The 26,036-nt window shown below is 69.4% G+C and carries 13 protein-coding genes; all 13 read right to left on the bottom strand.

The window, feature by feature from the left end; all coding sequences use genetic code 11:
* Positions 1 to 10 precede the first annotated feature (10 nt).
* Positions 11 to 862: an inositol monophosphatase family protein gene (locus tag AC6EUH_RS05240; RefSeq protein ID WP_499737996.1), complete on the bottom strand. Its 852-nt coding sequence runs from the start codon at positions 860 to 862 to the stop codon at positions 11 to 13.
* Positions 859 to 3,105 carry an NAD-dependent DNA ligase LigA gene (gene ligA / locus AC6EUH_RS05235; RefSeq protein ID WP_499737995.1) on the bottom strand — a complete coding sequence of 749 codons (2,247 nt, stop codon included), beginning with the start codon at positions 3,103 to 3,105 and terminating at the stop codon, positions 859 to 861. Before ligA ends, AC6EUH_RS05240 begins: the two co-directional genes overlap by 4 nt.
* Before the next feature lie 129 nt (positions 3,106 to 3,234).
* Positions 3,235 to 3,498 carry a hypothetical protein gene (locus AC6EUH_RS05230; RefSeq protein ID WP_056432770.1) on the bottom strand — a complete coding sequence of 88 codons (264 nt, stop codon included), beginning with the start codon at positions 3,496 to 3,498 and terminating at the stop codon, positions 3,235 to 3,237.
* A 206-nt stretch (positions 3,499 to 3,704) separates the two neighbouring features.
* The gene (locus tag AC6EUH_RS05225) at positions 3,705 to 8,150 is read right to left on the bottom strand and encodes a type VII secretion EssC family protein (protein ID WP_499737994.1); all 4,446 of its coding nucleotides are present in this window, start codon (positions 8,148 to 8,150) and stop codon (positions 3,705 to 3,707) included.
* The gene (locus AC6EUH_RS05220) at positions 8,147 to 8,863 is read right to left on the bottom strand and encodes a hypothetical protein (protein ID WP_056432776.1); all 717 of its coding nucleotides are present in this window, start codon (positions 8,861 to 8,863) and stop codon (positions 8,147 to 8,149) included. The genes AC6EUH_RS05225 and AC6EUH_RS05220 overlap by 4 nt, the downstream gene beginning before the upstream one ends.
* A 33-nt stretch (positions 8,864 to 8,896) precedes the next feature.
* Positions 8,897 to 10,585: a serine/threonine-protein kinase gene (locus AC6EUH_RS05215; protein ID WP_499737993.1), complete on the bottom strand. Its 1,689-nt coding sequence runs from the start codon at positions 10,583 to 10,585 to the stop codon at positions 8,897 to 8,899.
* The gene (locus AC6EUH_RS05210; protein WP_499737992.1) at positions 10,582 to 12,381 is read right to left on the bottom strand and encodes an FHA domain-containing protein; all 1,800 of its coding nucleotides are present in this window, start codon (positions 12,379 to 12,381) and stop codon (positions 10,582 to 10,584) included. The genes AC6EUH_RS05215 and AC6EUH_RS05210 overlap by 4 nt, the downstream gene beginning before the upstream one ends.
* The gene (locus tag AC6EUH_RS05205) at positions 12,365 to 13,405 is read right to left on the bottom strand and encodes a PP2C family protein-serine/threonine phosphatase (RefSeq protein WP_499737991.1); all 1,041 of its coding nucleotides are present in this window, start codon (positions 13,403 to 13,405) and stop codon (positions 12,365 to 12,367) included. The genes AC6EUH_RS05210 and AC6EUH_RS05205 overlap by 17 nt, the downstream gene beginning before the upstream one ends.
* Complete coding sequence (locus tag AC6EUH_RS05200) at positions 13,402 to 14,799, bottom strand: RDD family protein (RefSeq protein ID WP_499737990.1); 1,398 nt, start codon at positions 14,797 to 14,799, stop codon at positions 13,402 to 13,404. Before AC6EUH_RS05200 ends, AC6EUH_RS05205 begins: the two co-directional genes overlap by 4 nt.
* Positions 14,796 to 17,369 (bottom strand): transglutaminase TgpA family protein, encoded by a 2,574-nt coding sequence (locus tag AC6EUH_RS05195; protein ID WP_499737989.1) that lies wholly within the window; start codon positions 17,367 to 17,369, stop codon positions 14,796 to 14,798. Before AC6EUH_RS05195 ends, AC6EUH_RS05200 begins: the two co-directional genes overlap by 4 nt.
* A complete protein-coding gene (locus tag AC6EUH_RS05190; protein ID WP_499737988.1) occupies positions 17,366 to 18,697 on the bottom strand; it encodes a DUF58 domain-containing protein in 1,332 nt (443 codons plus the stop codon). Before AC6EUH_RS05190 ends, AC6EUH_RS05195 begins: the two co-directional genes overlap by 4 nt.
* A 93-nt stretch (positions 18,698 to 18,790) precedes the next feature.
* Positions 18,791 to 19,765, bottom strand: coding sequence for an AAA family ATPase (locus AC6EUH_RS05185; protein ID WP_056432790.1), 975 nt, complete (start codon positions 19,763 to 19,765; stop codon positions 18,791 to 18,793).
* 91 nt (positions 19,766 to 19,856) lie between these two features.
* Positions 19,857 to 25,991 carry an Ig-like domain-containing protein gene (locus AC6EUH_RS05180; RefSeq protein ID WP_499737987.1) on the bottom strand — a complete coding sequence of 2,045 codons (6,135 nt, stop codon included), beginning with the start codon at positions 25,989 to 25,991 and terminating at the stop codon, positions 19,857 to 19,859.
* Positions 25,992 to 26,036 lie beyond the last annotated feature (45 nt).

Raw genomic sequence — 26,036 nt, 5'->3', positions numbered from 1 at the left:
GGAAGCGGACCTAGAGCGGGAACTTGCCGGAGAGCTCCAGCGTCCCGGCGCAGGTCCAGGCCGCGAGGCGTTCGTCGTCGGAGGGGCCGCCTTCCAGCGGGCTGGTCAGCCGCGGGCGGCGCACCCAGCAGCCCGCCTCTTCGGCGATCAGGGCGCCGGCGGCGAAATCGTGTTCGTTGAGGCCCCGTTCGCCGTAGGCGTCGTGGGTTCCGTCCGCCACCAGGCAGAGGTCCAGGGCGGCCGAGCCGAGGCGGCGGACGTCGGCGAAGCCGTCCATGAGGCTGCCCAGCCCGGCGGCTTGTTCCGCCCGGACGGCGGGATCGTAGCTGAAGCCGGTGGCCAGGATCTGACCGGTACGCCCCGCGACCGGTCCGTACAACGGCGTCCGCCGGCCGCCCTCCTCAAGCCACGCCCCTTGCCCGCGCAGGGCGTAATACCTCCGGCCCAGCGCAGGTGCGTCGACGACGCCGGCCAGCCAGACGCCGTCGGGGTCCGCCACAGCCACGGAGGTGCCGTAGTAGACGATGTTGCGGATGAAGTTGGTGGTGCCGTCCAGCGGGTCGATGGACCAGCGGTAGCCGCTGGCCGCCGCGGGAAGGACGGTGCCGCCTTCCTCGCCGGTGATGGTGTCGGCGGGCCGCGCCCCCGTGATGACGGCACGGACTGCGTTTTCCGCGGCGAGATCGAAGGCGGTCACCCAGTCCCCGGAGTCGCCCTTGTTGCTGACGTCCAGCTGGGCGGTGTTCCGGCCGGCCAGGACCGCGGCCCCGGCCGCCGCCGCGGCCAGCGCGAGTTCGAGCAGCGCTGCCGGCAGGTTCCCGGCAGCGCTGTTGGAACTCGGGCTGGCCGCGCCGGCACTCATTCGCTCACGGCTTCCTGGTGGTCTTCCTCGGCGTCCCCCGACTCGGCGGCGGCTCCGTCCGGGCTGTCCGGGCCGTTGGCCAGCAGTGCGCGGAAGCCGTCCTCGTCCAGGACCGGCACGCCGAGCTGTTCGGCCTTGTCCAGCTTGGTGCCCGCGTTCTCGCCGGCCACCACGTAGCTGGTGTTCTTCGAGACCGAGCCGGCGGCCTTGCCGCCGCGGACCAGGACGGCTTCCTTGGCTTCGTCCCGGCTGAAGCCCTCCAGGCTGCCGGTCACAACGATTGTCAGTCCTTCCAGGGTCCGGGGCATGGATTCGTCGCGCTCGTCCTCCATCCGGACACCGTCGGCGGCCCACGTGTCCACGATTTCGCGGTGCCAGTCCTCGGCGAACCATTCCGTCAGGGCCGCGGCGATCACGGGCCCGACGCCGTCGACGTGCGCCAGTTCCTCCTCGGAGGCCTGCCGGATGGCGTCCATGCTGCCGAACGCCGTCGCGAGGGCACGGGAGGCCCGCGGGCCGACGTGCCGGATGGACAGCGCCACCAGGACGCGCCAGAGCGGCTGGGTCTTGGCTTTCTCCAGTTCGCGGAACAATTTGTCGGTGGTGGCCGTGGGCTTGGACGGTGTCTTGGCCGTGCCCTTGCTGTAGAAGTACGGCACCAGCTCGAACTCGCCGGTGGCCACGCCCTTGGACCGCTTTTCCCGCCGGATCCGAACCGCGGCGAGGTCAGCGGGAGTTAGCCGGAACAGGTTCGCCTCGCTGCTGAGCGGCGGGGTTTCCGGTTCGGCCGGCTGGGTCAGGGCGATGGCGGCTTCCCAGCCGAGGGCCTCGATATCGAAGGCGCCGCGGCCGGCCAGATGGAACACCCGTTCGCGCAGCTGCGCCGGGCAGGAGCGGGAGTTGGGGCACCGGATGTCCACGTCCCCTTCCTTGGCCGGCGCCAGCGGGGTGCCGCAGGCGGGGCATTCGGTGGGCATCACGAAGTCGCGGACCGGCGGGTCCTGCTGGTCGCGGAGGGCCAGGACGGGTCCGACGATTTCCGGAATAACGTCCCCGGCCTTGCGGAGCACCACGATGTCGCCGATCTTGACGCCCTTGGCCTTGACGACTTCCTGGTTGTGCAGGGTGGCCATTTCCACGGTGGAGCCGGCCACCTTGACGGGTTCCATCACCCCGTACGGGGTGACACGGCCGGTGCGGCCCACGTTGACCGCGATGTCCAGCAGTTTGGTGTTAACTTCCTCGGGCGGGTACTTATAGGCGACGGCCCACCGCGGCACCCGGGACGTGTAGCCGAGGGCACGCTGGGTGGCGAAGTCATCGACCTTGACCACAATGCCGTCGATTTCGTGGGTGAGGCTGTGCCGCTTGTCGCCGTACCGGGTGATGAACTCCAGCACGTCCTTGAGCCCGGGCAGCACCTCGAAGTACGGGCTGGTGGGCAGCCCCCATCCGGCAAGCCTCTGGTAAGTGCCGGACTGGCTGACGGTGTCCAGCCCGTCGCGGGCGCCGATGCCGTGCACGTACATCCGCAGCGGACGTTTGGCGGTTTCCGCCGGGTCCTTTTGGCGCAGCGAGCCGGCGGCGGCGTTGCGGGGGTTGGCCAGCGGCGCCTTGCCGGCCTCAATCAGCGCCTCATTGAATTCCGCAAAAGCCTTGGACGGGATGAACACCTCGCCCCGGACCTCCATCTCGGCCGGGAAGCCCTCGCCTTTGAGCTGTTGCGGGATTTCCTTGATGGTGAGGACGTTGTGGGTGATGTCCTCGCCCGTGGTGCCGTCGCCGCGCGTGGCCGCCCGGATCAGGACGCCGTCGCGGTAGAGCAGGTTCACGGCCAGGCCGTCGATCTTGAGTTCGGTGAGCCATGCCGGTGCGCCGTTGCCGAGTTTGGCGATGTTGGCTTCGGCCTTGGCCACCCACGCCTCCAGCTCCTCGAGGGAGAAGACGTCCTCCAGGCTGTACATGCGCTGCAGGTGTTCGACGGCGGCAAAGGCTGCGGACACTTCCCCGCCCACCTCCTGGGTGGGGGAATCGTTGGCCACCAGCTCCGGATGCAAAGCCTCGATCGTCTCCAGCCGCCGGTAGAGTTCGTCGAACTCGGCGTCGGAAATGATCGGCGCGTCCTCCTGGTAGTACGCGAAGCGGTGCTTCCGGACCTCCTCGACGAGGACCTCGTATTCTTCGCGCACGGCCTCGGAGGGCGTTTGTGTCTCGGCTTCTGCTGCAGTGTTCCCTGTGCTCACAGACCCTATCCTGCCTTAGATCGCCGACATTGTCCGGTCAGGATTGGCGGGCGCAGTGCCGCCTCAGCGGGGCTTAAGCACGCGGGGCCCGGACGCTGCTGCCTCCGGGCCCCGCGTCGAAACCTCTGCTTAGCGGGAAGCGCTTTCCTGCTCGGTGGCGTTGCGGCTGGCCTGCTTGCCGGCCTCCTGCAGTGCCTGGGAAACCTTCGCCAGGGCGGCAACGTGCTGGCCGTTCCACTCGCTGCGGAACTTGTCGGCGTCCGGGCCCTTCCAGTCGGTGCCCTCAAGCACCTTGGTCAGCAGCGACTTCTGCTTGTCGATCTCGGACGAACCGGCCTGCAGCTTCGTCCCAAGAGTCTTGAGCTGAGCAATGTCTGCACCCCAAATAGCCATGTGATATCTCCTTACAGATCAAAGAGACGGACCCGAATCATGTCGGCGTCCCCCAAAGGCCCCCGGCTGTTCCGGAAGTCCATTGCCTAAAAACTACCCTGCCCGCCGACAAAGCGTCGATGGGCAGCCCTCCCCATCCCCAATGCCCTGTCACTTGTTGTCCTTATCAAGGCCTCGAAGCAACCAGATCTGATAGCGCAACGGGTCTAATTCCGGTTCTCGGGCGGCAGCGCGACCTGGAGCTTGCGGACCTTGCCACGGCCCACGATGTAGCCGCGGCCCGGAATGAAGTCCGTGCTGATCCGGCCCAGCGAGGTGCTGAGCAGGCTGTCGCCGTCGATGTCGCCCGGGTTGAGCAGCAGGCCGCGGCGGCCGGACTTGAACGGCTGGGCCAGCGACCAGGCCGAGGACCAGGTGGAGGTCTCGGCTTCGCCCACCACCCACTGTTCGGCCTTGATCGAGGCGGTGACGAGCCGTTCGATCCCGGACTCCGCTCCCGTGTCGGTGAAGTCGGTCAGCCCCTCGATGAAGATGGCCAGCTTGCCCGGCGTGCCGGTCGAGTAGTCCACCAGCTCGTCGATGGCTTCCTCGACGTCGTCGGCGCCCACCACGGAGCGGTCCCAGAGCTTCAGGGCCGCCGCCGCGGATCGCCGGGAGCCGACGTAGATCAGTTCGACGCCGGGGTTGGAACGGCGCAGCGCGTAGGCCAGGGTCACGAGGGCCACGGTGCGGCCGGAGCCGGGCGGGCCGGCCAGCAGCAGCGGGCCCTTGGCCAGGATCTCGGCCGGCTGGAGCGTCTCGTCGTCGACGCCGATCACGGGCAGGTCCGGGCTTCCGGCGGGCAGGATCTCAAGGTCCACCTGGTCCGGCAGGCGTTCGATCTGCGGGGCGCGTTCCACGCCCTGGCGCAGCATGGCCTCGCTGAGCTTGTGCACTTCACGGGCCTGCACGGCCAGGTTGGAGTTGCCGCCCAGCACCGCGAGCTGCACTTCGAGGTTGCCCAGCAGGCCGCGGCCCGGAGGCGAGGCCTGGCCCAGGACATCCTTGGGCACATCCATGGACAGGTAGTCGTCCTCCGAGGACAGGCGCAGCACCAGCCGGCGCTGGATCGAGGCCAGCAGCGACGCCGGCACCGAGTTGGGCCGGTCCCCGCTGACCACAAGGTGGATGCCCAGCGGTCGGCCGTCGGTGGCGAGCTGCAGGAAGATGTCCCACAGCGCCGAGAGCTTGCTGTATTCAAAGGCCTCCCGGAAGGAGGACATGCCATCCACCAGCACGAAAATCCGCTTCTCGTCCGGCCGGTCCGCGAGCCTGCGGTACTCCACGATGGTCGACGCGCGGACTTCCGAATAGCGGGCCGCACGGTCGTCGGCGAGGTCCCGCAGCCAGCGCAGCAGCCGGCCGACGCGTTCGACGTCGTCGCCGTTGATGATTTCGCCGACGTGCGGCAGCCCATCGAGCATCTTCAGCCCCGAGGAGCCGCAGTCGATGCCGTAGACGTTGACCGGACCGCCGCGCGGGGTGACCGCGGCGGCGATCGCGATGCCGCGCAGGGCCGCGGACTTGCCCGAGCCGCCGGTGCCGTAGATGGCCATGTTGCCGTCCTGGTCCGGCTCGTAGAACACGGTGGGCTGGTCCTGGTGGGCGGGGTCGTCCGCCACGCCCAGGAGCAGCCGCTCGTCGGTGCGGGGGTTCGGCAGCTTGGAGAAGTCGTAGGTCGTGGCGAGCTCGTCCAGCCAGGGTTTGCGCGGCGGCTCGATGGAGAGCACGTCGGCGGCCTTGATGATGTTGGCCGTCATCCGGGCGATGTCGTTGAGACCGGCAGCCTCTTCCTTCACCGGGCTCTCGGGCGCCGGGGCGGCCCAGGCCGGCCCGGACCCGAAGGCCATCTCGACGATCTCGATCTGCGGTCGCTGCGGCTTCTCGGTGGTCCAGCCGCCGGCGTAGCCGGTCTGGAAGCCCTGGATCCGGCCGGGGCCGGTCTTGGCAGCGCCGCGGCCGGGAATGGAGGGGTCGAAGTACGCCGCCGTGGGCACGCCGAGGATGTCGATCGCGTCGTCCTCGTCGGCCATCCGCAGTGCCACCCTCAGGTTGGTGTTGGCGCGCAGGCTTTCCTTGATCACGCCGGCCGGGCGCTGGGTGGCCAGGATCAGGTGCAGGCCCAGGGACCGGCCGCGGGCGGCGACGTCCACCACGCCGTCGACGAACTCCGGCACTTCGGTGGCGAGGGCCGCGAACTCGTCCACGATGATGATCAGGTACGGCGGCGCGTCCGGGTCCGCTTCGCGCTGGAGTTCCAGCAGGTCCTTGGCCTTCTTCCGGTTCAGCAGCCGTTCGCGGTGGTGCAGCTCGGCCCGCAGCGAGGTCAGGGCGCGGCGGACCAGGTGCGGGGACAGGTCGGTGACCAGGCCCACGGTGTGCGGCAGGTGGAGGCAATCCGCGAACGCGGCCCCGCCCTTGTAGTCCACGAACAGGAAGCTCACCCGGTCCGGGCTGTACGCCGCGGCCATGCCCATCACCCAGGACTGCAGGAACTCGGACTTGCCGGCGCCGGTGGTGCCGCCCACGAGGGCGTGCGGGCCCTCGTTCTTGAGGTCGAGGTAGAGCGGTTCGATGCCCTTGGAACCCACCAGGGCCCGGAGGGTGCCATTGTCCTTCCGGTTGGGCACGGCGGAGGCCCGGACCGAATTGTTTTCGGTCCAGCGTTCGGCCACTGCCGCCGGGTTGTCCAGGAAGTCCTTGCCGATCAGGGCCGCGTAGGAGACGGCCCGCGGCAGGTCGGAGTCGTCCTCCAGCGGCTTGCCGACGTCGACCACCGGCGTGAGCATCCGGGCCAGCTGGGCGGCGAGCCCGGCGTCGAGGCTTTCGCAGCTCACCGGGAAGGTGTGCCGTCCGAGCCGGACCTGGCCGGTGGTGGTGCCGTGGTCGCCGTCGACCGCCATGAAGTCCCGGCACGCGGCCGGAAGCTGCTGCACCGAGGACGCCACCCACATCACGTGCACGCCGGAGTCCGGGCCCCGCTCGAGGACCCGGGTGAGCCGGCCGCGGTCCACCGGGGCGTCGTCTTCCACGACCACCAGCACGGTGGGCAGCAGCGGTTCCGCGAGATCCGTGCTGAGCGGGTCGACGCCGGGCCGCAGGGCCGGGCGCGGGGTCTGCGACGCGGCCTCGCGCTGGTCGATCAGGTCTTCCAGGCGGGAGAGGAGGGCTGCGCCGCCCGCGGGGCCGGCGGCGAGGTGGTCGCCGGTGAGCGGGCTGTGGCCGGAGCCGACGTGCGGAAGCCACTGCAGCCATTCCCAGCGCTCCTTCGACTGCGCCGAGGTGATGGCGGCCAGGACCACTTCGGCCGGCGAGTGCAGTCCGACGAGCTGCAGGACCATGCCGCGGGCCACGTCGTCGACGAGGCCGCGGGAGCCGGCCAGGCCGAAGGATCCTGCGGAGCGCAGCTGCGAGACGACCGGCACGCCTTCGATCTCCCGGAACTGCGCCATGCACTCCTGGATTTCGGCCATGTATTCGGCTTCGGTGTCGTTGCTGTTGGGCTCCTCGAACTGGATCCGCGAGGGCGCGGTGCCCAGGCCGAAACGCAGGCCGAGGAAGCCGGTGTGCTCGGGCCGGTGGGTCCAGAGCAGCGGGCCGAGCTTGTAGATCGAGTCCACCGTGTCGCTGACCGAGGGGGCTTCCTGCAGCCGGACGGAGCGCTCCACGTTCTGCAGCCGGGTGATGTCCGTGCGGAACGCGGTCATGGACTCACGGAACTGCTTGAGCTGTTCCTTGCGTTCCCGCTTGGCCTGCAGCTTCTGGTCCACGTAATGGCCCACGATGAACAGCGGCATCATCAGCATAAAGACGACCGAGAGCACGTTCTGCGTGACGGCGAACAGGATGGCGCCCATCATCAGCGGCGCGAGCAGCATGATGTACGGGAAAGCGTGGTGCTCCTGGCGCTTGGGCCCGGCCGGAAGCATCCGTTTCTGCTGTTCGAAGCGCGGCACCACCCGCGGCGAGCGGTTGAAGTCGATCAGCGGGGAGCTCGGGGCGGAACTGTGCCCGGTGCCCAGCGACACCACGGAAACGGTCGTGTCGCCCAGGGCCACGGTGTCCGAGGAGTTCAGCGTGGCGCGGGTGACCGGCAGCCCGTCCATCAGCAGACCGTTGGCCGAATTCGTGTCTACGATCTCGATGGTCTCGCCCACCGTGATGCGGGCGTGGCGCTTGGAGGTGAGCGGGTCCGTGAGCCGGATGTCGACGTCGCGGTCCCGGCCGATGTAGCTGGTGCCCGATGGCAGCGGGAATTCGCGTCCGGCGTCGGGCCCGGACAGCACGCGCAGCGTCGCCGCCGCCGGCCCCCGGCTCGCACCGGGGGTCGCGAACTGCTCACTCAGCCGGGTCAGCGAGACAATCGAGCCCGGCCGCAGCCCGGATTCGAGCAGGTTGTCCTGGCGGTCCAGGACGCTGCCCTTCATGCCGCCGGCGGCGAAGGCCTCCTCGATGCTGAGGGACAGGTTCGACGGCGGCGGGGTCCCGCGCCGTGCCGGGTCGGCGGCCCAGAGCTGGGTGGCGATGTCCGCCACGGTGGCGAGCCCGTCCACGGTAACGGCAAGGTCTTTGGCCTCGGCCGGGTCGCGGCGCAGCGTCAGTCGGATTCTCATGCTTCGTCGTCCCCCTTCTTTTTGGTGCTCTGTTCCTCGAGCAGATACAGGTCGGCCGGCGTCACCAGGTGCGAGGTGACGGCGTGTTCCACCAGCCGGGCGCGCCGGTTGGTGGCGAGTTTTCCGCCGCCGCCGCGCAGCCCGGCGACTCCCACCCTGTCGAGCTTGTCGCACACGTTGTCCAGCTTTCTGTTGAACCGGGTCAGGGCCCAGCCCAGGGTCCGGGCGGCCTCGGCCGAGGACGGAATGGCGCTGAAGCCGGTCCCTTCGCGGCGGAGCATGGGTTCGGCGAGGGCCACGATCAGGGCCTTCTGCGAGTCGGTGAAAACCACGGGGCCGATCGTGGTGTCGCCGCCGCTGTCCTCCTCGCGGGATTCCTGCCGGAACGCGGGGGTCCGGAGGTGCACGGCGAACTCGTAGGTGGTGGGGCCGGCGGTGAAGATGACGTTGGTGTGGCTGAAGACCAGCGGAATCCGCGCCCCGGGCGAGAGCCACGCCTGCATGCCGCCGGAGGCGTCGGCGATGGTCGCGGAGAGCATGCTGCCGACGTTGCTGAGCCACCAGATGCCGTCATAGCGGGCGATCTGCAGGAACTGCCGGTGCAGGTACGGGTTGTCATCCACCTCCAGGTCGCCTTCACGGCCGATGCTGAAGATGTCCTCGTCCGAGGGCTCATGCCACTCGCCGCAGAAATCTATTGCCAGATCCCCCATAATCCGTGCCTTTCTGGAAAGTCGTTGGTGCTGCTACTTCGGGACGCAGGCGATGGAATCCGGGCCCAGCGGCGAGGACGCCCCGTCGCTGCGGACGATCATGACCTGGATGCAGCTGGGTTCGGCCGGGTTCGCCGCCATGTCGGCGGCCGGCCCTGCGGTGGCCTGGTACTGTCCGTCGCCCTTGAGCGTGTGGACCCGCCATTTGTAGGTGTCGCCGGGTTTCGGCTGCGGGTTGGTCCAGGTGAAACGGACTTTCCCGGCCGGCCCGGCCGTTCCGGCGAGCCCGGTGACGTCCGGCACGGTCCCGTTGTCCAGGGCGTCCGCGGGCGGTTTGCTGACCTGGTCCGTGGCTTTGGGCGCCGGCTCCGGCCGGGTGGTACCCGCCACGATCCCCAGCACGACGGCGGCCACCAGGACGGTGCCGCCGACGATCGAGAGCAGCAGATTCCTGCGGCCGTGCCCGGCCGGATGCTCCCCCGCGCCGTCGTGGCCGCTGCCGCCTTCGCCGCTGTCCACTGCCGCAGCGGCGGTGGAACGGTTGACCGTGGCCGCGACGTCGTCGTCCGGGGCTGTGGTTGTGTTCCGGGGCCCGGGGGTGTCGAACCCGGGCAGCGCCGGAGGCCGCGGGACTGTTTCGTTGGTGAAGGCTGCGTTGTTGGAGGCCGCGTTGTTGAAGGCCGCATTCTTAAACGTCGTGGCGTTGTCCGCCGTGGGGCGGGCGTCGGGATTCGGGAACCTGGCCGGGAAGGTGGGTGTGCTGCCGGTGGAGTCCGGGTCGATCGCGGCGACGCTGCGGACCCGGGTTTCCTCGAAGCCGTCGTCGGGGTGGTTTTCCTCGGCGCGCGGTTCTTCCAGGACCTCGAACGGCGTCACGGACAGGTTCAGTTCGGCCTGGATCCGCTGCAGGGCCAGGGCGAAGGCGTGCGCCGAAGAGTAGCGGGAGGAGTCCGACTTGGCCATCGCCGTCGAGAGCGCCAGTTCGAGGGATTCCGGCACATCGGCGCGGCCCAGTTTCGGCACCGGCAGGTTCGTGATGCGCGAGATCAGCTCCCGCTGGGAGTTGTCGGCGCCCGGCAGTACAAACGGGGACCGCCCGGCCAGCAGGGTGTAGAGGGTGGCGCCCAGCGCCCAGACGTCCACCAGGACGCCGTCCACCTGGTGGCCGGTGAACTGCTCCGGCGGGGACCACGGGATGGACATGCCGGCGTCCTCGTCCGCGTCACCCGCGAGGGTGCCGGAGATGCCGAAGTCGGTCAGTGCCGGCCGGTTGTAGTCCGTGACCAGGATGTTGGCGGGCTTGATGTCGCGGTGCGCGATCCCGGCCCGGTGGGCGGTCTCGACGGCGGATGCCACCTGGATGCCGACGGCCAGGACCTCGTCCACGCTGAAGCGCTGCCGCCGGTACCGGACGTCCAGGCTGGGCCGGGAGCAGTACTCCATGGCCAGGTAGGAATGCCCCGTGTCGGTGATCTCGGCTTCGAAGATGGTCACGATGTACGGGTGCGAGGACAGCTGCGCCATCAGGTTCGCTTCGGATTCGAACCGGCGGCGCGCGCCCTCGGTCTTTAGATCCGAGAGCAGCACCTTAACGGCCACCTTGCGCCGCGGCCGGTCCTGTTCGTAGAGGTAGACGTCGGAGAACCCGCCGGAGCCGAGCAGGCTGATGTAAGTGAAGCCCGGGATGACCGGCGGCGGGGCTACAGGCCGTTTTGAGCTCACGGGATCTCCTCAAAGCGCAGCGAGACGCCGTCGCCCACCTCGGCGATGTCGCCGTCGAGCAGGATGGCCATCTCGCCCTGGGCCAGCCGGCGCGGGGGCTGGCCCTCGCGGACCAGCACGGTGCCGTTGGTCGCCTTAAGGTCGCACAGCATCACGTGCCAGCCTTCGAGCCGGACCTCCACGTGCGAGCGGGAGATGTCTCCGCTGGGGCTCGCCACCTGGATCAGTTTGGGCATCACGGCGCCCTGGACGCGCGACACCGAGGGCTGGCGGCCCACGATGAGTGACTGGTTGAGGTCGATCAGCTCGCCGGTGGACAGACGCATCCGTCCCAGCCGGGGGCGCCGGACCTGGACACCGTCCCCGGGCAACGGCAGTCCGCAGCGGCCGCACTGGGCATAGGTGGAAGGGTTCGCGTGGCCCTCCGGGCAGACCCGGGCCAGCACCATGGGCCCGGTGGACGGTCCCGTGTCCCGTCCTGTGGACGGGCGCTGCTCGCCGGCAGCCCGCGGACCGGCATCGGCGAGCTCGCCCTTCATGATCGTCTGGCCGTCGTGGTCCGCATCGGCTGCTGGCGCCGCGGCGGGCGGCTGCTGGACCGGTGCCTGCTGTGGCGTCGGCACGGCCGGCGCAGGCGTAAATGCCGGGGGTTGCGGTGCGGCGGGCAGGGACGACGTCGGCCGGTCACCGCCGGTGTGCCAGGGCACGGAATCGATCAGTCCGGTGGGTACCGCCGGGCGCGGCGCGGCAGGCGGTTCCGGCGCAGGACCGGGAGCGGCTTCCGCTCCGTCTTCCGCTGGCACGACGGCTGCAGGGGGCCCGGCTATCGGCTCGGGCGCCAGCTCGGCGCTGGCGGACTCGTCCCTGGCGGACTCGTCCCTGGCGGATTCGACGGCGGACTCGACGGCGGGTTCGGCATCGGCGTCGGGGTCCTCGCGGACGGCGGCGTCTTCGATGTTGCGCATCACCGTTCGATCCCACAGGTGGTCGTAGCTGCTCGTCAGCTCCTGTTCGGCGGGTTCGTGTGCGGATTCTGGTTGTTTGTCCAGTCCAGGTTCCGGTCCAGGTTCCGGTTCCGGTTCCGGTTCCGCGTGCAGGGTTCCGTCGCGTTCGGAGTCCTCGCCGGGGAACTCCAGCACGGTCTCCGCGGAGGCATCATGGTCGCTCAACTCTGCCGCGATGTCGGCTTCGGCCGCTGCCAGGACTTCGTCCTCCACCGCTGTTTCGGCGTCGGGAGCGGGACCGGCGGCAGTGGGATCGGCCGCAACGGCTGCAGCGGTGGCCACGGCAGGGACGGCCGGGGTGTCCGCCGCTCCGGCAGCACCGGTGAATTTCATCCCTAGTCCCTGGAGCAGGACCACGCCGTCCGTCAGCGGCAGGTCAGGTCCGACGCCCGATGCTCCGGCGGCGGCGCCGGGAACCGTCACCTTGAATCCGTCCGCTGTGGCAAACCGCCGTTCCGTCCAGGTGGTGACATCCCGCCCGCTCAGTTCCACCGGCCCGGACGGCAGGTCCACGGTCAGGTCGATGTCTCCGCGCAGGAACACCTGCACGGAGCTCCGGCAGTCGATGATCGCGAACCACGGCAGCAGGGCGAGCGAACCGCCCGAGGCGGACGTTACGGCGTCGAGCACCTCGTGCACTTCGGGACCGGCGTCGAGGAGGTGCCACAGCGATTCAACCAGGGCGGGCGCGCTGTCCGGGCGCAGCAGCACCACGGTTTCGGAGCGCACCACACCGAGCCAGCTGCCGGGCGTGTAACGCGCTGCGGCGGCGGAGTTACTGCTTGCCATCATTCGGGCCCTTGCCGTGTTCGTCGGCTGCGTGTTCGTCAGCGCCCTGCTCCCCGGCAGCCGGCAGGTCCCCGGAGGCCGGTTCCCCGTCGGGGGTGAGGTCCAGGGCATCGGTGCGGGGCAGGGTGTCCTCGTCCTCCGCGTCAGCGGCGCTGCGCGGTGCGGTCTGGGCGGCGCCGTCGTAGTCGCTGGCCACGTTGGTGGCGTCCAGCACGATGCAGGTGACGTTGTCGCGGCCGCCGCTGCGAAGGGCCGCCTGGATGAGTTCGTCCACGGCCGCCTGCGGGTCCGCCTGGGAGCGCAGGATGTTGGAAATGTGCTGGTCATCGAGTTCGCCGTTGAGTCCGTCCGAGCAGACCAGGATCCGGTCCCCCTCCTCGATGGGCAACAGCCAGTAGTCGGCCTCGATTTCGTCGCCGGAGCCGAGAGCACGCGTGACGACGTGCCGGCGCGGGTGCACGGCGGCCTGGCTCTGGGTGATCTGCCCGGCATCCACCAGCTCCTGGACTTCGGAGTGGTCGACGCTGACCTGGCTCAGCTTGCCCTGGCTCAGCCGGTAGGTCCGGGAGTCGCCGATGTTGAGGACCAGCCAGTAGGGGGCGCCCATCTGTTCCACCACCACGACGCCGGAGAGCGTGGTCCCGGCGCGGGAGCCGGTGGCCTCGCGGATGCCCTCGTCGGCCATCAGCAGGTACTCCTGCAGGACGCCGGCGGTGGCGTCCCGCTCGCCGCTGGCCAGCTGCGGGATCCGGGCGAGTGTGCGTACGCAGATGCCGCTGGCGATCTCGCCGGCTTCATGCCCGCCCATGCCGTCCGCGACGGCGTAGACGGGATCGGAGGCAATGAAGGAATCCTCGTTCATTTCGCGGCGCAGGCCGCGGTCCGTGCCGTAGCCGCAATTGAGCCGCAGGCTCGAGGAACTGCTGGAGGCACTGCTCGAGGAATTGCTTGAGGGAGTGCCCGTAGCCGGCACGGGGGCGGCATCGGAACTGTCTGAGGGTGGAACGGCGGCCGGCTGGGTATTCATGCCTGTCCTAGGTAGAAGGAGCGGTCACCGAAGTGGACGGTGGAACCTGGGCGGACGTGGGTGGGCTCCCCCGCCGCGAGGGCGGTACGGATACCGTCCGGCGTGGTCACGGCGCTGCCGTTGGTGGAGTTTCGGTCAGTCACCCAGACTCCCCCGTTTCCGGCGAGGAGATGGAGGTGGGTCTTGGAAATGGAACGGCCCGGATCGGCAACCGGGATCAGCTGCACGGAGTCCTCACCGGGGTGCCCGGAGGGGTTCCGGCCGACCAGCACGGTGCGGTCCAGTTCGATGTCGCGGCCGTCGTCCAGCCGGATCCGGAGCATCGCCACGGTAACCGGGGCGTGCGTGTCTCCGCGGACCTGGGTGCGGTCCAGGTCGTCGTCGGGATGCGGGAGGTCCTGGGACCACGACGACGAAGGTGCGGACGCGACCGGCGGCGCAAACGACGCCGCTTCCGGAACGGGCCGGACCTGCGCCTGAGGCGCTACGGCAACAGCCTGCGGTGCTGCGACAACTGCCTGCGGAGCGGCACCGGCCAGCGGCGAAGCGACCTGCTGGACCGGCGGGAGGTCCAGCGGGGCAAAGCTGTATGGTCCCGCGATGCCGCCGGTGGTGATCGGGTTGCGTCCGGACTTCACGTCGAAGACGAGGGTCTTGGCGGCCTTGTCGTGCCAGCCGCGGAGCTGTCCGTTGCGGTCCCACACGCTGGAGAGCACCACGAGGACGGCCCAGGCGGCCCCCACGAACAGGAGGGGTCCCAAAACCAGCAGGGCCACGCCGAACCATTGGAACATCACCACGACGGCGGCGGCGATCACGGCCAGGAGCACCCCGGCGCCGGTGACGAGGCCACGCAGGAACACCGCGCCCCCGCCCGGGGCGTAGCCGTCAGCATCCGTGCAGCGGACGCCCATGAGGCTGTTGCCGGGGGTTACACCGGACCGGCCTTCAAGGGTGGCCAGAACCACGAGGTAGACCAGGGTGAGGCCGGCACCGATGCCGCCGAACAGCACCACGGACGAGGTGTCATACACGATGAAGCCGCCGCTTTGGCTCCTGGTGATCCCGGCGAAACCGATCGCCAGCAGGATTGTCAGGACGGTGACGGGCGGCAGCCAGTCCAGCACGGCCGCTCCCAGCCGCTTTCCGGCAGGTGCGGGCACCACTTCGAGCTTGTTCGGCATGGAAGGACCTCCCCCTTGTCCGCGGCCCGCGGCTGGGCCCTGCGTTACGGGGATACTACCGGGGATCAGGCGGGCGGCAGGAACCTCCGGGGCGTTGCGGGCGTTCCGCGCGGAACGGTTGCTCAGCGGCGTGCCGCACGAGGTGCAGAAAGCCGCCCCCTGACGGAGTGGCTGCTGGCAGCGAGGGCAGCGCTCGGCGTCGTCGGTCATGGCTCGTTGCGGTTCTTCCTGGCGGACTGGCGGGACTCGGTTGCGGCGTCGGCGGCACCTTCACGGCGGGCTGCGGCGGCAGGACCGGCTTCCACTGTACCCGCGGGCGGTTCCGACGCTGCGCGTGCAGCGCGCTTGCCGCCAGGCGGGACCGGCCTGGGGCCCGTCAGTTTCGGTGTGGACCGGCGTTTCAGTGCGGCCCTGCCGTCGGCCAGCAGGGAGCGCGGCGAAAACCTGGCGCGCTGCCGTCCCCAGAACCCGAGCGTCCCGGTCAGCTCCTTCAGCGAGCCGTCCACGATGTCCCAGTACTCCCGCACCTGGTCCTCGCTCGGCTGGCCGGCGCCGAAGATCGCGGCGTCGGCCCGCGTGGCGAGCAGTGTGGTGCTCCCCCCGGCGGCCGGGAAGGCACCGGCGAGCACCGCGGCGGACTCGCGCCGGGTGGCACGGCTGTCGACCCCCGCGCCGAGGTCGGTCGCGAGGCTGACCACTTCGTTCCAGCCGCCGCCGACGCGCTGCGCCGGCGGGCCGTCGCTGAAACGGGCCTTCCGGCGCCGGGACTTGAGCAGCGCGATCAGCAGCAGCGGCAGCGCCAGGATTCCGACCGGGATGAGCGCGATGCCGATCGCAGTGAGAAGGGGACCCCAGAACAGCCAGGGGTTGTTTTTCTTCTCGTCGGCATCCAGCGCATCCGGTGAGGAGTCGGGCGGCAGGTCCGCCGGCTCCTGCGGCGGGGGCGGCGGCTGCAGCACCTGCGGTTTGGGTTTGGACTTGTTCTCCGGGTCCGGCGGGATGGGCACGTTGTCCTTGGGCGGAGTGGGGTCGAAGGGCACCCAGCCCACCCGGTCGAAGGCGACTTCCACCCAGGCGTGGACGTCCTTGCCGGTGATCTTCAGGTCGCCGGCGCCGTTCTCCGGGCTCTTCGGATCCGGGTAGAACCCCATCACCACGCGGGAGGGGATGCCGAGGTGGCGCAGCATGAGGGACATCGCGACGGCGTACTGTTCGTCGTCACCGAGCATCTGCTTGGCGGTGAGCAGGCTCCGGACACGGTTGGCGCTGTGGCCGGAGACGCTGGGCAGTTGCCCGTCGGCGATCAGGCCGTTGCTGAAGGCGCCCTTCTTTTGGAAGTGCGCCTCGACCTGGCGCACCCGGTCGATCGCCGTGGGCGCGTCGGCGGCCAGGTCGTTGGCCTGGGAACCGACCACCGGCGGCACCTCGGCGGGATCCGGCAGGGCCAGTTTGGCGAAGTCGTACTGGGTCAGCTGCCCGTGTTCCAGGGTGGCGGGATCGGCCACCTGCACCTGGTAGGCGTCGCCCTTGGCGAGGCCCCTGGTGGTCACGGCAGTGTCCGTTCCGGCGTTGAAGTACAGTCCCGCGGCGGCACCCGAGCCGTCCCGGGCGAAGCTGATTCCGGTGGTCTTGCTGCCGCCGGGCAGGAAGTAGCCCTGGTAGTCCTCGATCGTGATGTCCAGGGTGTAGTTGGTGCTCGGCACGATCCCGGTGGAGTCCGCGAGGGTGTTGATGGACTTGGCGTCGCCCACCTTGCTGAAACTGCCGGAGCCGTTGGGGTCCATGTTGTAGTTGGTGCCGTTGAAGGAGTCCAGCGCGGCGAGGCGCACGCGGGCGTCCTTGGGCAGGCCCTTCACGGTGAAGAGAGTGTCGTCCTTTTTGTCTTTGACGAAGGTCCGGAAGCTCGCCAGCGGGGTGATGTAGTCCTTGGGGTCGAACGGCGGAACGATCGTGTTGCGCAGCACCCGGCGGTCGTCGCCCGCGGTGACCAGCGGGGACGCGATCGCGGTGATCCCGACGGCGGCCGCGATCACCGCCGCGGCGGTTCCCAGCCGGCGCAGCTTGGCCGCGCGGGCGGTGGCCTCGTCCTTCTCCAGCCTGTTGACGGAGATTTTGCGGGTGTCGCTGCGGCGGAGCGCGTCGCGGCGGAAGGTGGCCCAGGCGATGGCAATCACGGTGAGTGAAATGCCGCGTTCCACCGTGAGGAAGCCGGCATTGGTGCTGAAGGCGATGCCGGTGACGAACAGCACCAGGACCGGCAGCAGGGGCCAGTACGGGCTCTTGACCCGCCAGATCAGCAGCCCGGCGGCCAGCGCGGTGAGGAACGAGCTGAGGAACGGCACAATCAAGGTGCCGCCGGCCGTGCCCACCGGCACCCCGACGGTGAGCATGTCCTTCCAGGCGAACACCACGCCAAGCAGCAGGGTACGCAGCGAATCGAGGGTGGGCAGCACGCCGGCGATCGAGGCCTCCGGGACGGCCAGGGCGGTGCCGAAGACGAGGTAGGCGCCAAGCGTCAACGCGGTGGTGATCAGGAGCCCCAGGCGGAAATGCACAGCGGCGGCGGCAAGGCCGAGGCCGAGAAGGATGCCGCCGAAGCCTGCGATCAGGTAGTAGGGGTCGCCGCCGAAGCTGAGGCTGAAGCCGAGGACGCCGAGGCCCAGCAGCACGGTGAGGGCGCCGGCGTCGAGCGCCAGATGCCAGAGCGGCTGGCCGTCGGCGAAGCCGGAGCGCTGCGCTGCCGTGTTGTTCCGGGGGCGGAGCGGTGCTGCGGTGCTCATGCTGCCGCCTTCCTCAGCACGATGGCCAGGTCAGAGAGGTCGCCGAGGGTCAGGACGGTCAGGTCCCCGATGTTGGCCCGGGCCGGCGCGGCGCCGAGCTGGAGCCGGACGGCGAGGCTGCGGACTCCCATCGGCACCGAGGCCGACGCGGAGCGCAGCTGGGTGGGGGTGATGTTGCTGCCCACGATCAGGAACACGACGGAGGCGTTGGGGACGGTGTCCGCCAGGGTCCGGGCGAGGTCGACCGCGCTCTTGCGCTGGGGTGCGCCGACGATCCGGGTCATGTCATCGAGCATGTTGCGGCCGGTTTCGCAGCGCAGCGGGCCCTTCTGGGTCAGCACGTCGAGGTCGCGTTGTTCACGGATGGCCTGCCGTCCGATCGAGGCGGCGGCGGAGACGGCCAGCTCGAATTCCTCGTCGGAGGCGTATTCGTCCGTGTTGATGGACAGCGAGATGGCGAGGTGGGCCCGGCGGGTTTCCTCGAACTGGCGGACCATGAGCTTGTTGGTGCGCGCCGTGGTTTTCCAGTGGATGTGCCTGCGGTCATCGCCCGGCACGTAGTCGCGCAGCGCATGGAAGGACACGTCGGCGCTGGAGAGGTCGGTGGTGGGCATGCCCTCAAGGTCGCGGATGAACCCGGCGGCCGAGCCTGCCAGCGCCACGGTTTTCGGGTGCACGAACAGGTCCTCGGGTTCGGTCCAGAGCACCTGGCGCCGCAGCAGGTGCAGCGGATCTGCGCGGACCGACCGGACCGGGCCCACCACGATCACGGCGCGGCGGGCGGTGGGGATGGTGAACAGGTCCTCGTGGACCTGCCCGGGTTTCATCCGGGGCAGGTGGAACACGGCAGTGGCGGCGCCGACCGGGAGCTCCAGGTCCGCGGGCAGCAGCGGGCGGGCGGAGGTGTTGGAGACCGCGATGCTGCCGACGGCGCTGTCCCCCACCGCCACCCGGGTCCGGGCGAGGTCAAGGACGACGCCGTAGGAGGAACGGCCCAGGATGAACCCGACGGCGAGTACGAACAGGACAAACGCGGCGATCGCGGCCGCTTTGGCTTCCTGCCAGCCGAAGGCCTGGCCGACGGTCCACAGCAGGATCGAGGCCGCCAGCACGGACCAGCCCAGGACGCTGACGACCGAGAGGACGGGCCACGCGTACCGCAGCCAGAGCCCGCGCACGGCGCGCCACGCCGGCCTCAGGGCCAGGCTGGCGGTGCTGCCGGCGTCGGCCCAGAGGGAGGCAGGATGCAGCCGCGTGGGCCTGCCGTCCCGGTGGAAGGGCCGTTGCAGGCGTTCAGCAAGCCGGGTCAGCGGAGTGCTGGAGGACATATGGGTGCCTTTGTTCGTGCTGGGTGACGGGGTGCCGGGGCCCTGCGGAGGGGCGCAGGGCGGGCTGTACTGCGGGGCGGTGGTGCCGGGCAGCTAGCCGACGGCGGCGCGCTGCTGCGGCGCGGCGACCTCGGCCAGGACGCGCGCCAGCACGGCCTCTGCCGTGGCGCCGGAGAACTCTGCTTCCGGGTCCATCACCAGCCGGTGGGTCCAGACGACGGCGGCAAGGTCTTTGACGTCGTCCGGCAGCACGAAGTTGCGGCCCTGGCTGGCGGCCCAGACTTTCGACGCGCGGACCATGGCGAGGGCGCCGCGGACGGACACGCCCAGGCGGGTTTCCGGGGCGCTGCGGGTTTCCTCGCAGAGCCGGGAGATGTATTCCAGCACGGCGGTGTCCACGTGGGTGGTGGCGGCGAGGTCGGCCATGTCGGCCACCGCCTGGGTGGTGATGACGGCGGTGATGTCCTTGGAACGGTCCTTGAGGTTGGCGCCGCCCAGCAGCTGCACGGTGGAGGCGTGGTCCGGGTAACCGATGGAGGTCTTGATCAGGAAGCGGTCCAGCTGGGCCTCGGGCAGCCGGTAGGTGCCCGCCTGCTCAATCGGGTTCTGGGTGGCCATCACCATAAACGGCCGGCCGGCCTCATAGGTGGTGCCGTCCACCGTGACGCGGGATTCCTCCATGACCTCTAGCAGCGCCGACTGGGTCTTGGGCGAGGCACGGTTGATTTCGTCGGCCAGGACGATGTTGTTGAAGATGGGTCCCTTGTGGAACTCGAACTTCTGCGTCTTCTGGTCGTAGATGGTCACGCCGGTGACGTCGGAGGGCAGCAGGTCCGGGGTGAACTGGATGCGGTTGTTGGAGCCCTGGACGGTGGCCGCCAGGGCACGCGCCAGCGAGGTCTTGCCGGTCCCCGGGGCGTCCTCGAAGAGGACATGTCCCTCGGCCAGCATCGCGGTGAAGGTCAGGCGGATGACGTGGGACTTGCCCAGGACGGCCTGGCCCACGTTGTCGACGAGCTTCTCGAATGTTCCGGCAAACCATTCGGCCTGTTCGGTGGTCATGGTCATGGGTTGGTCCTCTTCTGTTCTGGGTGGAGCGTTGCAGGGTCCGCCGGCAGGGAGTTCCCGCTTGGTCCGGCGTTGAGTCTAGTTGCAGGCATCAGCATCCGCCGGGCCTGGGTCCGTAGAGATCCACAGTGGTCGATTTGACGAACCAGCCGGGGTGGCTGCCTTCGGTGACCCGGAACCACGGGGTGCCGTTGCCGTAGATGTCCTTGGTGCAGTTAACGTTGAGCCGGCCTTCGGACCTGCTGACCCAGCCGACGCCGCACGATGGGCCGCTCGGGTTGTACGTGTCCGGTTCGCCGGGCTTGCCGGGGCAGGTGTTGTTGTGTGCCTGGATCTGCGACGTCGGGACCGGCGGCGGCGGCTCCGATCCGCTGCGCGAGGTGTCGCTGCCGACGCGGCCGGGCTGCCCGGCGCTGACGGCCCGGACCCGGAGTTCGTGGGTTTCGCTGAAGCCCACGCTCTTGGAGAAGGACCGCTGCTGGGTGGTCTGCCAGGCGCCCCCGTCGAGGCTGTACTGGTACCCCGACACCGGGCGCCCGTTGCCGTTGGGCTGGTTCCAGGTCCAGGACACGGTCTTGTCCCCGACGCCGCTGCTCTTGCTGCCCGTCACGGCCGGCGCGAAGGCAAGTCCGTAGGGGTTCACCGAATTCGAGGCAGGGCTGGCATCGCCGGGGCTGGAGCTCCGTGACGAGACCGCCCAGACCACGACGGCGGTGGCCGTCCCGTTGGGGGCCGCTACCACGCCGCCGCCGGCCGGGATGGTGCCGCTGCCGCTGCCGGAGGTGAGCCTGTACTTGTACGTGATTTCACCGGCGCTGGAGCCGTTGCGTTGTGCTGCGGTCAGGACCGGGAACCTCACGTCGATCTTGCCGCCGTCGCCGCCGGTGTCCTTCAGGGCGGCCGACGGCTGGCCCACCATTGCCGGTTTGCCCACGGCGCGCACGGCGGCGGACTGGGCGCTGGTGCGGGACGTTCCGGCCTTGTTCGTGGCGGCGACGGTGAAGGTGTAACCCGCCTCCGAGTTGTCCACGGTGACGTTCTGCGTGGTGCCCGAGACCCGCTGCGTCGCCACGGCCGCCCCGCCGCGCAGCGTGGTCAGCGTGTAGGTCGAGATGGCGTCGCCGTTGTTGTCCGGCGCGGCCCAGTCGACCTTGAGCTGGCTTTGGTTGCCCACGGCACCAGCCGCCGTCGCGCTCGGTGCTGCCGGGGTGGCGGGCACCCCGGCAGGGGTTTCCGCGGCAGAGTAGGCGCTCCATTCGGAGGGCTCCTTGGCATCGTTGCGGGCCAGGACCCGCACCTTGTAGGCCACCCCGTTCTGGAGGCCCTTCCAGACGTAACTCACCGAGGTGAGGTTCTGGATTTGGGCGTTCTGCCCTGCCGGTGCCGGCGAAATCTCCAAGTCGTAGCTCTTGACCGGCGAGCCCTTGGACGCCGGTGCCGCCCACGTCACGGTGAGCTGGGTGTCGCCGAACTTCACTGCGGGCGCGGCCGGGGTGTCCGGCTTGACGTCCGGGCGCACCTCGGCCGATGCCGGGGACCGCTCGGATTCGCCCAGGGTGTTCGTGGCGGTGACCTGGAAGTGGTACTTGGCGTTGTTAGTCAGCCCGGTCAGGGTGCAGGAGTTGGCCGGGCAGTCCTGCCGGTAGCCGCCCTCGCCGTACACCGTGTACTTGGTGATCGGTGAGCCGCGGTCCGCCGGGGCGGTCCAGTTCAACAGGGCGGTGCTGTCCCCAACGCTCGCGGCCTGCGGTGTGGTGGGCGCCAGCGGTTTGTCCTTCACCGTCAGCCGGATCCTGGCCGTCGCGTAGCGGGACGCGTCGCCGGTCTTGTCGGCCACGGTGTAGGACACGATCATGGTGCCCGAGAAGCCCCCGGCCGGGGTCACGGTCACGGAGTCGCCGGTGGCGACGGCGGAGCCCTGGCCGGTCTCGGTCACGGCCGACACGATTTTGAGGGCCGTCTCCGGGAACGGATTGGCGTCGTTCGCCAGCACGGGCACGGTGACGGGTTTGCCGGCCGCAGCGTTGGGTTCGACGTCGTCGTTGGCCACCGGTTTGGGCCGGTTGGAGGCCGTGACGGTCAGCTGGTAGGTCGCGGTGGCTTCGAGCCCGCGGGGGTCCCTGGCCTTGACCTGGACCGCGCCGCTGGTGCCGGCGTCCGTGCCGTCCTTGGCGGAGGCTTTCAGGGTGGTCCCGTCAATGCTCGCGTTGAAGCCTGCGGGCACGCCGCCCACCAGTTCGTACGTCATCCGGTCCGCGTCGCCGTCGTCCGGGTCGGTGGTCAGCCGGGCCAGGTCGGCGGTGGCGGAGTCCGCTTTGGGCACGTCCAGCTGGCTGCCCAGCAGCACCGGCGGGTTGTTCCGGTTGGGGTCCGGGAGGACCTTGGTGCGGATGCTGAGGGTCGCTTTCAGGCCGGCGGGATCGTCCGGGCCGGAGCCGTCGGTGACCTCGAAGCTGAGCGAACCGGGACCCACATAGTCCTGGCCGGCGCTGTACTTCAGGGCGGTGCCGTTGCCGGCCACCGGATCCGAACCGTCGGCACCGATCAGGGTGATCCGGTCCGTCTGGGTCAGGCGCGGCGAGCGGCCGTCGCGGACCTTGACCCATTCCTTCAGGTCGACGGTCACGGACTGCCCGGCGACAACCTCGATCACCTCGTCCTTGGCGAGGGTGGGGACCTGCTGGCCTACGCCGGGGACCCAGATGATGGCGGTGGATTTCTGCCCGTCCAGGTCTTCCACGGTGTAGGGGATGAGCTGCGGCTGTTCGGTCAGTTCCACGATCATGTTGCCCGAGGTACCCGGCCGGGCGGTGGTGGCCTCGGTGGCGATCTTGAGGTTTTCGCCGACGCCGTCAGGGTCCTCATCGTTTTTGAGGACGGGGACGTCGACGGCGGTCTTGCCCAGGGTCTGGGCGGAGGTCACGCGGTCATCCCGGGCGACCGGGGCCTGGAGCGGGACGTCCTTCTTGACCTGGACGGCGACGGCGGCCTGCGCTGTGGCGCCACGGTCGTCCGCCACGGAGTAGCGCACGTTGACAGTGCCTTCCGCGCCGGGGGCCAGCAGGATCAGGCGGGAGCTTTGTTTGCTGACGGTGGCCTGCAGTTCCGGCGCGGCTTCGATGCCGTCACTGAGGATCCGGATCGGATCGCCGTCGGGGTCGGTGTCGTTGCCGGTGGCGTCGACGGCGATCTGGCGGCCCGGCCGGACCTTGACCTCGTCGTCCACCGGGGTGGGTTTCTGGTTGGTGTCCCCGCGAGGGGCGATGCCGACCGTGACGGTGCCGGTGTTGACGGCCCCCTGCCGGTCCACCACTTTGTAGCGGAAGGTGTCCGTGCCGGCGCCGTCCCCGGCCGCCGTGAAGTCGATGAAGTTGCTGCCCACGGTGGCGGTGCCCATCGCCGGGGTGCTGTCGATCCCGGTCAGCTGGACGGAGTCGCCGTCGGGATCGATCCCGTCGAGCTCCACCGGAATCCGCACCGTGCCGGACGCCACGACACGGGCGGTGAGGTTCTTCGGCTGCGGGCGGGAGTTCTGCGCGCCTTCCAGCGGCAGGATGTGGATGGTGACGGCCGCGGCGCTCTTCTGACCTTGCGGGTCCACGGCGTTGTAGATGGCACGGACCGTCTTGGGCTCGGCGCCGGCGATGAAGCGGAGGGTGTTTTCGGAGACGAAGCTCTTCCCGTCCGCTGCGGGAACCGGCTGCGGAAGCGCAGGGTCCACGGTGAGCTTTTCGCCCTGCGGGTGGGTGTCGTTGGCCAGCACCGGGATGGTGACGACGTCGTTGACCCGCACGTTGACTTCGTCCGGCTTGGGTTGCGGGGCCTCGACGACGGCGGGAGCCGGGACGGGCACCACGGAGACACTGCCGGTAGCCGATTTGGTCCCGTTGGACATGGTGTAGCGGAACGTGAACGGGTCCTTGGTGCCGACGACGTCGGTGATCCGCAGGACGCTGTGGTCGATCACGCTGACCGACGCGGTCGCGTTTTCCGGGAGCTGGACGGACTGCAGCACCAGCACGCCGCCCGACGGGTCGGAGTCGTTGGCCAGCGGGTCGAGGAGCACGCTGCCGCCGACGGGCATGAGGGCGACATCGTGCACGGCCACAGGGTTGCCGGCGTCCTTGCCGGATTCGACGTCCACCCGGATCAGTCCCTGGCTGCTTTGTGGTCCGTTGCTGGCGATATAGGTCAGGTAGACCGGGCCCGGGGTGTTGCTGCGGAACGTGAAGGTCCCGCCGTCGGTCACGGGCCCCAGCTGGGCGGTGCCGGCGGCCTCCACCTGGGCGAGGCGCAGCGCGCCGCCGTTGGGGTCAACATCGTTCTTCAGCGGCGCGATCACCAGGTCCTGGCCGACGACGGCAGTCACATGGTCCGCGTTGACCACCGGTTGCAGGGCGCCCGGCGGCTGGACATTCACCACCACTTTGCCGGTGGTGGTGGCGCGGCCGTCCCAGACGGTGACGGTGACGGATTTCTTGCCCGGGGCGGCGCCGGCGTCCTGGTAGGTGAGCAGGCCGTCGCGGCGGACTTTGACTTGGTCCTGGTCGTTGTCGGCCTTGGCGTCCATCAGCACAAGGTCGTCGCCGTCGGGGTCGGTCCAGTCGGTGAGGATGTTCTGGCTGACGGTCTTGCCCTGTTCCAGGAGCAGGGTGGTGGGGTCGCCGCGCTTGAACAGGGGCGGTTTGTTCTCGTCGGGGCCGACGACGTTGAGGGTGATGCTTCCGGCGGCGGAGAGTCCGCGGCCGTCGGCGGCGTTGTAGCCGAAGGTTTCGCTGCCGGGTTTCGCGTCCGCGGGGACGGTGATCTGGAAGGCCGTGCCGCCGTAGATGTTCTCGAGGCTGCCGGAGGTGGGGCCGTTGCCGCCGGCGGTGGCCGTGAGGACGTCGCCGTCGGGGTCCGAGTCGTTGTCGAGCACGGAGAGGATGGTGGTGCGGCCCGGGCGGACGCCGACGGCGTCAGGCTTGGTTTCCGGGGGCCGGTTGGGTTTGGTGCGGTCCGGCAGGATATTGATGGTGTTGTTGTCCGCCGATTCCTGGTCCTGGTCATTGGACTGGTTCTTGGGCGGGACCACGTCGTCCCAGTTGTTGACCAGCTGCATGTTCTGGTTCACCAGCCACACATTGCCGGAATTCACATCGTTCAGGACCACCAAATCCCGGTTCACCCGGAACACATAACTGGGTGAGGCACTCGCCTTCGGCACAGCCACGGACTTGTCACTGGCATCATCCGTGCAGTCCCGGACATACTTGTTCGCCCCGGACCACGCCGCATGCACACACCCGCCCAGCTGCACCGGCGCCGCCGGCACCCCCTGCCCGCCAAAAGTGACCGTCTTCGCCGCCGACCCATCCAACGGCTGAAGCAACAACGCCTTCGGCGTCGCCACCGCCACGGAGTCCGCGGCCGGACCCGAGAGCTGCAACTTCGCATCCCGCGCCTCCGCCAGGGCCAGCTCACGCCCGCCCGGCAAAAACAGCTTCCCCCGGCCCGCATCCAACACCACCGGCCGGTCCCCCACCACCGCCAGCTGCAGATCCCCCGCGCCCTTCAACCCCTCCCACGCGCTCACCTCAGCATCCGTCACAGCACCCCCGGCATCCACCGACGTCACCGTCACCTGCCCCGACACCGGATCCGCACTATAAATCCGGTCATCCGCCCCCACCGCGGACACCGTCCCCTGCGAACCCTTCAACACCGGCTCGGAATTCTCCTCATCAAACCCGTTCACCGTCGACGGCGACAACGCCCACACCGAACCCCGCGCCGCATCCGTCACCGAAATGACCTCCGACCCGAAACTCACCACCGCCGAACCCGGCAACTTCTTATCCCCGCCCAACCGCATCTGCGCCGCCGACACCTGATTCAACGTCGACCCCGCCGAATCATCCACAAACACATTCCCGGCATCCTGCAACACATCAAACGTCGTCGACGCCGGCGTCACCGCCCCATCCAACACCCGCGACGGATAATTCAACCGCCCCACCGCATTCTTCGACTTCGACACCACCCACACCCCGCCATCATTCAACTCCACCTCAGCAGTCTTAAACCCCGGATAAATGATGGCAGCGGTCACCAGCACCGCGGCCGCGGAGGCGATAGCGGTGCCGGCGATGAGCTTCTTGCGCTGTTTGATGGGGCCGGGGCTGTTGGGACGCGGCTTTTTGGACCCCGGCTTTTTAGACCCCAGCGTGGCGAGCAGACGTGTCACAGCTTCAGATTTCCTTCAGGATGGCGTCGTGATTCCCGTGGTGGA

It is taken from the genome of Arthrobacter sp. 001422645 (assembly GCF_059816125.1).
The sequence above is the reverse complement of the archived record's forward strand: the minus strand, read 5'-3'. Positions and strand labels throughout refer to the sequence as shown.